Origin of the sequence: Arsenicicoccus dermatophilus (assembly GCF_022568795.1) — a bacterium.
GTDB classification, from domain to species: Bacteria; Actinomycetota; Actinomycetes; order Actinomycetales; family Dermatophilaceae; genus Arsenicicoccus; species Arsenicicoccus dermatophilus.
The window spans coordinates 1-9,942 of record NZ_JAKZHU010000011.1; the positions used below are offsets into that span (position 1 = coordinate 1).

The 9,942-nt window shown below is 69.3% G+C and carries 1 protein-coding gene; it reads right to left on the reverse strand.

The features are described from left to right. Positions 1-267: 267 nt before the first annotated feature. Positions 268-9,819 (reverse strand): beta strand repeat-containing protein, encoded by a 9,552-nt coding sequence (locus MM438_RS16065; RefSeq protein WP_241454650.1) that lies wholly within the window; start codon positions 9,817-9,819, stop codon positions 268-270. Between the last annotated feature and the right edge of the window lie 123 nt (positions 9,820-9,942).

Here is a 9,942-nt window from a genome sequence, read left to right on the forward strand (position 1 = left end):
CGGGTGGCGCCGGAGCAGCCGGCCAGGGCGAGCGCAGAGGCCGCCGTGACCGCGGCCAGCGAGGCGCCGACTTCTTGGGAGCGACCATGGTCACTGCCACCTTCCCCCGGCATACCCCGGGGCTGTCGGTCGGCTGCAGGGAGTCACGCATGCTCCCAGACTTGCAGCCTGATGAATACTTACGTGACCATCATAGGCCAGATGCCGGGACTTTCACCACTTCCGTCACTTTTCCCGCAGCACTCTCCGAATCGCGATCACTGTCCGTCAGAGGCGGTATGTCGCCGCGGGCCGGTCCCGACGCCATCGGCGCCCGGACCGGCCCGCGCTCGGCCAGCCAGGATCAGGCCGTGTCCGTCCCCTCCTCGTCCTCCTCGTCGCGACGACGCTTGGCGAGGACCAACAGCCAGGCGCCGACGAGGAGCATCCCGAGGCCTGCCGCGAGCAGGACCAGCACGTCGGCACCCGTCTTGGCGAGCTTGCCCGTCCGCGGGTCGACGGCATACCGCCGTAGACACCGCCCGGGATGATGCCCGGACCGTAGCCTCCGCCTCCGGTGCCACCGCCACCGGAGCCACCACCGGTGCCCGGCAGCGTGGTCCGGCCCCCGAGCACCTGGTCCGCGACCGGGGTGTCCGTGCTGTCGGAGGCCTTGGCACCGAGGGTCGACCCGTCGGAGTAGTAGGCCTGCGCCGACGCGACGTTCTGGATCGAGCCATAGCCCAGGTCACCGGACTTGACCGAGTAGGTCGTGGCCAGGCAGGAGGTCGAGGCACCCACCGCCAAGGGCGTGGCCAGGCACTCCTGGGCCGCGAGCCCGAGCATCGAGTCGGTGATCTTGACGCTGGGGATCTCGACCTGACCGGTGTTCGTCACCGTGAACGAGTAGGTGACCTTCTCGCCCTCGTCCGCGGTGCCGTTGCCGTTGACGTCCTGCAGGTCGGCCTGCTTGTCGAGCGTGTAGCCCGTGGTGAGGTCCAGCGGCACCGGGGCCTGGTCGATGTCCTTGACCACCTCGGTCGAGCCGAGGGGCTTGCCACTCACGTCCGCGGTGGTCTGGACCATGCCCTTGGCCACGTCATTCTCGGTGATGGTGTACTGCAGCACGCCGCAGCCGCACCACTGGGTCGGGTCCAGGACCGGGGTCCCGTCGGCGGCCTGTCCGCCGACCAGGGCAGCCAGCAGACCGGTGAGGCCGGTGGCCCGCTTGGCCATGATCGTGGATCCGCCCGGGGTGGTGATCCAGTCGGAGGTGACCGGTTGCTGGCGGACGGCACCCAGGTCGCAGACCAGTCGGTTGTCGGCATTGAGGCTGCCCTGGACCACCTTAACGTTGGCCATGGTCAGCATCGGGTCGCCGATGGTCACGTCGGTCAGACCCGCCGTACCCACGTTCTGCGACACGAGCGAGAAGTAGACGTAGTCACCGGCGTTCTTGATGCCGTCGCCGTTGTTGTCCACGAAGGTCGACCCGTCGGCCATGGTCAGCACGTTCTTCTGCACCTGGATGGCCGGGGAGGCCTTCTGCAGGAGGGTGGAGGTGATCTCCGGGTCCGTCTCGGCAGGCGGGTCGATGGTGTAGCCACCACCCACCGCCGTCACCAGCGTGGCGTGGTTGGTCACGTCACCGGCCAGCATGTCGGTCGAGGTGATCGTGTAGCTCGCCGTGCACTCGATACCCGTCTGCGGGGCGATCTCGTCCTTGGTCGGGTCGAAGGCACCGTGGTTGGGGTCTCGGTGGGTGCAGGTGTATGCCGAGGGCCAGGCCGAGCCGGCTGCACCGGCACCGTCCAGCTTGTCGTCCTTGATCGCCGAGACGGTCAGCGGGACGTTGCCGGTGTTCCACACCACGAAGGTGTAGGGGATCGTGTCCCCGGCCTCCTGGTTGCCGGTCTTGTTGGCGTCCACGACGGTGCCGGCCTGCTTGTCGAAGGTGACGGCTGCCTTGAGCGCCAGCTTGGCGACGTCGATGGACGTCTGGTCGGCGGGCTGCGGAGCACCCGTGGGCGCCGCCATCGACGCCGTGGCCGTGTTGCTCACCTCGCCGGCGTTGATGTCGAACTGTGTCAGCGTGTAGTCCGCGGTGCAGGTGATGACCTCGCCGGGTGCGGCGGTCGTGGTCGGGCAGCTCACCGCGGTGGTGGGCAGTTGGTCGCTGATCTGCAGACCGCTCAGGGTGGTGTTGCCGGTGTTGCTGACCGTGAAGCTGAAGGTCACGGTGTCACCGGCGTCGACCACGCCCGGGAGGCCCGAGGGGCCGTCCGTTGTGCGGGCAGTCCCGTCCGCCAGGTTGACGTGCGACTTGACGATGGTGAACGCCGAACCCTGGGCCAGCGGCCGCGAGGTGGTGTCGTCCGAGGTGACGGGCTGGCCGTTGGGCGCGATCCCCATGATCGTGGCGGCGTTGTCGACCGTGCCGGCGTCGAGCTGGGCCTGGCTGAGCTTCACCGTCACCGGGGGGCACGTCGCGCTGGCCCCGGGGGCCAGCGAACCGGCCATGCAGGTCTCGTCCACGATGCCCAGGCTGAGGTCGGTCAGCCACACGGGGTTCAGGGTGACGTTGCCGGTGTTGGTGACCTTGAAGGTGTAGGTCACCGTGTCGGCGGCGTCGTTCATCCCGTTGGCGTTGGTGTCCGTGACCGTCGAGACGATCTTGTCCAGCGCGATCGCAGGCTGACGGGGGAAACCGTCGGTTTTGGAGGCCTCGTCAGAGGTCACCGCCGTACCGGCCGGCGAGGTGCCCGCCGCGGTGGCGGTGTTGGTCACGGTGGCCGCATCCACATCGGTCTGCTTGAGCGCGTAGGTGCGCGCCGTACAAGCCACCGACGTGCCAGGGGCCAGCGTCGTCGTGGTCCCGGTGACACAAGGCACCCCGCTCAGGCCGAGCATGGCATCCGTGATGGTCACGTTCCTGATCGTCTGGTTGCCGGTGTTGGTCACCGTGAAGCTGTAGGTGATCGGCTCACCGACGTCGATGCGGCCGTTGTTGTTGCTGTCCGTGGCCCCGCCGGAGGTCTTCCCGAGCACGATCGTCGGATCGGGTGTGATGTCGGTCTGCACCGTCGAGGTGGCCAGCGGCGAGTGGACCATCGGCAGCGTGCTGTTGAAGCCGTACGCCGTGGCGGTGTTGACGACCTTGCCGGCGTCGACGTCGGCCTGGGTAAGCGTGTAGCCACGCTGGGTGCAGGTGGTCGACTTCCCCGGCATGAGGTACGTCGAGCCGTCCGGCAGGACCGGCACGGTGCAGCCACCGGCCTTGACGATACCCAGCAGAGCGTCGTCCATGACCAGGCGGTCCAGCGGCGTGGTGCCGGTGTTGGTGATGGTGAAGGAGTAGGTCACCTTGTCACCGGCGTCGGGGCCGTTGGCGTCGACGTCGTCGATCGGGGTGACCGACTTGACGAGGTCGATGCCCTGCCGGGTCGGCACGGTGACCGAGGCGTTGCCGGTCACCGTGGTGCCGGTGCCGGTGGTGCCGGCCAGGGTCACGGTGTTGACGATGACGCCGTTCTGGTAGTCGGTGGCCGTGCCGGTGTAGGTCAGGTTCGGGCAGGTCCGGGTGGCGCCGGGGGCCAACGGGCCGCTGCCGCAGGGCATCGGCGTCGCCGAGATCAGCGGGTCGGTGTAGGTCACGTCGCCGAGCGTCGCCGTGCCCGTGTTGGTGACGGTGATCGCGAAGACGAGCTTGTCGCCCACCGAGGTGATGCCGTCACCGTTGTCGATGAGGTTGATCGCGTGCTTGGTCGCCGACAGGCTCGGGGCCTGCGTGACCGGCGTGGACGTGCTGTCCGTCGTCTTCGCCTGCTTGCCCAGGGGCGTGCTGGCGGTGACGTAGGCGTTCACGTTGTCCACGGTCCCGGCGTCCACGTCGACCTGGGTCAGCGCGTAGGTCCGGGTGCACGTCGACGACTCGCGCGGGGCGATCGTGTTGGGCGTGCACTGGACGTTGCTCATGCCCAGCTTCGCGTCGGTGACCCCGACGAGCGTCATGGTGACGTTGCCGGTGTTGGTGGTCGTGAAGGTGTAGGTGATCGTGTCACCGACCGACTGCTTGCCGTCGTTGTTGGCGTCGACGATGCCCGACGCGGTCTTGTCGAACTGCAGCAGCGGGGTCTCCGCCAGCGGCGTCTCGACGCGGTCCGAGCCGCTCACCGGGATGTTCTTGGGCGTCAGGCCCGTGGTCGTGGCCGAGTTGACGACCGCCGGCGTCTTGGTGCCGTTGGCCAGCGTCACGGCCTGGTCCAGGTCCTTCTGGGTGATGGTGTACGTCGAGGTCGGGCACTCGGCCGACATACCGGGGTCGAGCACCTGCGAGGTGCAGACCTGGTCGACGATGCCGATGCGCGCGTCGGTGTAGCGGACGTCGTGCAGCGACAGGTTGCCGGTGTTCTTGACGTAGAACCGGTAGGTCAGGGTGTCGCCGGCGCCGATGACGCCGTCGCCGTTGGTGTCGGACGGGGCCGCCACCAGCTGCTTGTCCATCGAGATGGACCGCACGGCGGTGATCGAGACCGGGGCCGACTGGGTGTTGGTCACCGTCTGGCCGGTCGGGTCCAGGCCCGCCGCGGTCGCGGTGTTGGTCATGCCGTTGTTGTTGAGGTCGGCGAGGGTCAGGGCGTACGTCGCGGTGCAGGACGTCGACGCGCCGGGCGCGAGCGAGGTCCGGCCGCCGCAGGTGGCCCGGTCCATGCCCACCATCGGGTCGGTCAGGGTGACCGGCGACAGGGTGGTGTTGCCGGTGTTGGTGATCGTGAAGGTGTACGTCACCGTGTCGTTGACGTCCTGCTCCTTGTTGCCGTTGACGTCGACGATCGTGCCGGCCGTCTTGGCCAGCTTGATGCCGGACGCCGCGGTCACCGAGGTGCTGGCGTCGTCCGCGCCGGACACCGGGGTGCCCTTGGGGTCGGTCGCCGCGATGGTGGCGGTGTTGTTGACGCCACCGGCGTCGACCTGCGCCTGCGTGAGCTTGAGCGGGTATGCCGTGCAGGTGCGCGTCGCACCCGGGGCGAGGTCGCCCGTGCCGCAGGCCACGGCGGCGAGGCCCAGCGTCGGGTCCGTGAGGGTCACGGCGCTCAGCGTCGTCGTGCCGGTGTTGCGCACCACGAACGAGTAGGTCACGGTGTCGCCCGCGTCGGCCCGCCCGGTCGAGTTGGTGTCCGCGATGGCGGACGCCGTCTTGTCCAGGGTGATGGTCGACGACTGCGGCACGGTGGTGGACGTGGCGTCGCTGACCGTCGGGGTTCGGGCGCCGTTGATCGTCGCCGTGCCGTAGGCCGTGGCGGTGTTGTCGACCACGCCGGCGTTCACGTCGGCCTGCGTCAGCGGGTAGGTCTTGGCCAGGCACGTGGTGCTGGCCCCGGGGGCGAGCGTCGTGCTGGTGCAGACCGCGCCGGCGTAGCCGAGCCTGGCGTCGGTCAGGGTGACCTGGCCGAGCGTCACGGTGCCGGTGTTGGTGACGGTGAACGTGTAGTCGATCGTGTCACCCACGTCGGCCCGGCCGCTGGAGTTGGTGTCCTTGATGACGCTCGCGACCTTGTCCAGGCTGATGGTGGCCTTGGTTGCCACAATCACCGACGAGCTCGCCGAGGTGGTCGTGCCGTCCGGGGCGGTGCCGGTCGCCGTGGCGGAGTTGGTGAAGGCACCCGCGTCGACGTCGGCCTGCGTCCGCACGCGGTTGAGCGGCGGGCAGTCTCGGCTCTCACCGGGCTTCAGCGGGGTGGTGCCGCACGCGGCGGCGGTCACGCCGAGCTGGGCGTCGGTGTAGGTCACCGGGTCCAGGGTCACGTTGCCGGTGTTGGTGACCGTGAAGGTGTAGGACATGGTGTCCCCGGCCCCCACGACGCCGTCACCGTTGTCGGTGATCTTGGACAGCTTCTTGACCAGCGCGATGCCCGGGGTGCGCGCGACGTCGGTCGTGACCGTGTCGGGCCCGGTGGCCTTGACGCCGGCCGGGTCGGTGCCCGTCGCGGTCGCGGTGTTGTCGACCTTGCCCGCGTCGATGTCGGCCTGGGTCAGCGCGTAGGTCCGGGTCGGGCAGACGCGGGACTCGCCCGGCGCCAGCGGCCCGGTGCCGCAGGCGACGCCGGAGATGCCCAGCTTGGTGTCGGTGTACGTCACCGAGGTGAGCGTCGTCGTGCCGGTGTTCTTGACCGTGAAGGTGTACTGGATCGTGTCGCCGACGTCGGTCCTGCCGTTGTTGTTGGCGTCGACCACGCCACCGGACACCTTGTCCATGGTGATGGTGCTGGTCCGGGTCCAGGTGGCGGTCGCGCTCGACGGCGCGGTCACCACGGTGCCCTTGGGGTCGGTGCCGTTGGCGGTCGCGTTGTTGACCACCTTGCCGGCATCGGCGTCGGCCTGGGTGATGGTGTAGGTCCGCGAGATGCAGTCCGTCCGGGTGTCGCCGGGCGCCAGCGGCGTGGTCGTCGACCCGCAGGTGGCGGCGGTGAGGCCCAGGCGGGAGTCGGTCACCGTCACCGGCGCCAGCGAGGTGTTGCCGGTGTTGGTCACGCCGAAGGTGTAGGTGATCGAGTCACCGGCACCGATCACGCCGTCGCCGTTGAGGTCGACCGGGGCCCCGGCGACCTTCTTCAGGCTGAGCGAGGGCGTCGAGGCGACGAGCCGCGAGCTGGTGTCCGTGGCCGGGACGTCACCGCTGGTCGGCGTGGTGCCGTGGGCGATGGCGGAGTTGTCCACCGAGCCGCCGTCGACGTCGGCCTGCGTGAGCACGTACGGCGTCGTCAGGCAGGTGCGGGAGGCCCCGGGCAGCAGCGGACCGGTGCCGCAGGCCTGGCTGGCCAGCCCGACCTTGCCGTCGGTGACGGTGACCGGGTTGAGCGTCACGTTGCCGGTGTTCTTGACCGTGAACTGGTAGGTGATCGTGTCGCCGGCGTCGACCTTGCCGTCGCCGTTGGTGTCGACGATCGCCGAGTCGGTCTTGTCCAGGGTCATCTTCGGGTTGGCCGTCACCGGGACGTCCGCCGTGGCCGGGGCCGTGACGGTCGTGCCCTTCGGGTCCTTGGCCGTCGTGCCGGCGTCGTTGTGCACGGCACCGGCGTCGACGTCGGCCTGCGTCGTGGTGTAGGTGCGCGTGGTGCAGGTGACCGAGGCGCCGGGCGCCAGGGTGCCGGTGCCGCACGCGACGTTCGCCATACCGAGCTTGGCGTCGTTGACGACCACCGAGCTGAGCGTGGTGGTGCCGGTGTTGGTCACCTTGAAGGTGTAGGTGATCTGGTCCCCGGCGTCCGGTCCGTTGCCGTCCAGGTCGGTGATCGCGCCGGCGGTCTTGGTCAGCGAGATCAGCGAGGAGCCGTAGGTCGTCGTGCTCGTGCCGTCCGCCTGGTTGACGACGGTGACGCCGGTCGGCGGGGTCGCGACGACGGAGGCGTTGTTGGCCACCGAGCCGGAGTCCACGTCGGCCTGGGTCAGGACGTACGTCTTGGCCGGGCAGGAGGCCGTCACCCCCGGGACCAGCGACGCGACGCACTGGGCGTTGCTGATGCCCAGCTTGGTGTCGCTGTAGGTCACCGGGGTCAGGGTGGTGGTGCCGGTGTTGGTCACCGTGAAGGTGTAGGTGATCGTGTCACCCGCGTCCGGCCCGTTGCCGTCGATGTCGACCAGCGAGCCGGCCTGCTTGTCGAAGGTGTACGACGCGGTCCGCGTCCAGGGCATGACGACCGTGTCGGTCGCCGCGACCTTGGTGCCGTCCGGCTTGGTGCCGGTCAGCGTCGCGGTGTTGTCGTAGTGGCCCGCGTCGACGTCGGCCTGCGTCAGCACGTGGTTGCGCAGCGGGGTCGTCGGGTAGCCCGCCGGGTAGCAGGTGACCTCCTGGCCCGGGTCGAGCGTGCCGGTGCCGCACGTGGCGTTGTAGATCCCGATGGCCGGGTCGTCCTTGCGAACGTCGGTCAGCGTGATGTTGCCGGTGTTCCTGGCGATGAGGGTGTAGTCGATGCGGTCGCCCGCGTCGACGATCCCGTTGCCGTTGACGTCGACCATGACGCCCCGCTTGTCCAGGGTCAGCCCGGTCGTCTGCGGCACGATCCGCGAGTTGGCGTCGCTCGCGGTCACCGGGGTGCTCGACACCGCCGAGACCGCGTTGACGGTCGCGGTGTTGTCCACCGAGCCACGGTCCACGTCGGTCTGCGTCAGCGCGTAGACCTGGACCAGGCAGGTGGTGGAGGCACCAGGCGCCAGGGCGGTGACCGCCGGCGAGCACGAGGCGGCGTCGAGGCCCAGCTTGGCGTCGGTGATCCGGATCGAGGTCAGGTCCACGTTGCCCGTGTTGGTGACCTTGAACGAGTAGGTGATGGTGTCACCCGGGCCCACGACGTCGTCCCGGACGGTGTCCGCGATGACGGTGTCGGTCTTGTCCAGGGCGATCCTGGGCGCGGTCGTGATCGGCACGTCGACGGCCGAGGGGGCCGTGACCGCGGTCCCGGCCGGGTCCTTGCCCGTCACCGAGGCGGCGTTGTGCACCAGACCGTTGTTCACGTCGGCCTGGGTCAGCGTGTAGGTCTGCTGAGGGCAGGTGACACCGGCGCCGGGCGCGAGCGGGCCGGTGCCGCAGGCCACGTTGGTCAGGCCCAGCTTGGCGTCGTCGAGGACGACCGAACTGATGGTCGTGGTCCCGGTGTTGGTCACGGTGAAGGTGTAGGTGATCTGGTCACCGGCGTCCGGACCGTTGGTGTCGAGGTCGTTGAGGGCGCCCGCCTTCTTGACCAGCGACAGCCTGTCCTTGCCGACGGTGGGGGTGCTGACCAGGGACTTCTGGTCGGTCACCGGTACCCCGGCCGGCGGGATCGCCACCGCGGACGCGACGTTGTCCACCGACCCGGCGTCGATGTCGGCCTGGGTGAGCGTGTAGAGCTTCGCCGGGCAGGCCAGGGTCTGGCCGGGAGCCAGCGAGGCCACGCACGGGGCGCCGCTGATGCCGAGCTTGGCGTCGGTATAGGTCACCGGGGCCAGGGTCACGTTGCCGGTGTTGGTCACCGAGAAGGTGTAGGTAACGGTGTCACCGGCGTCCGGCCCGTTGCCGTCGTTGTCGACCAGCGAGCCCGCGGTCTTGGCGAAGGAGTAGGCCGCCGTCCGGGTGAAGGGCAGCATCACGGTGTCGGTCGCGTTGATCGCCGTGCCGTCCGGCTTCTTGCCGGCCAGGGTGGCGGTGTTGTCGTAGTGACCCGCGTCGATGTCGGCCTGCGTCAGCACGTGGCTGCGCATCGGCGTCGTCGGGTAGCCCGACGGCCAGCAGTGGCGGCTCTTGCCCGGCGCCAGCTGCCCGGCGATCTCGGTGCCTGCCTGGCCCGCCGCCGTGGTCGGGTCGTAGCACAAGGCGTTGTTGATGCCGATGGCCAGGTCTTCGACGTCGGTCAGCGTCGTGTTACCGGTGTTGGACGCCAGCAACGAGTAGTCGATGCGGTCGTTGACGTCCACGATGCCGTTGTTGTTGACGTCGACGTACGTCCCGACCTTGTCCAGGGTCAGCCCGAAGGTCTGGTGGATCGGGGTCGAGGTGGAGTCGGTGGAGCTGCGCGTCGCGCCCGAGGGGCCCGTCGACGAGGCGGTCGCCGTGTTGTTGACGACGCCGGCGTCGATGTCGGCCTGGGTGATCGCGTAGGTGTTGCTCACCGTGACCTGGCAGGTCCCGGTCTGGCCGGGCAGGAAGTCACCCGTGCCGCAGGCCACCGGGTTCGGCGACAGCCGGGTGTCGGTGACGACGAGGTTGCGCTGCGTCGTCGTGCCGGTGTTGGTGACCGTGAAGGTGTAGGTGATGGAGTCGCCCGGGTCGGACTCGTCCTTCACCGTGCCGGTGTCCTTCAGCACGCTGGCGGTCTTGTCCAGCGTGATCTCGCCGACCCGCGACACCGGGGTGGTCGTGGTCGCGGTCGCCGTGACCGGACCGGTGGGCGAGATCGCGGAGGCGCTCGCCGCGTTGGTCACGCCGGC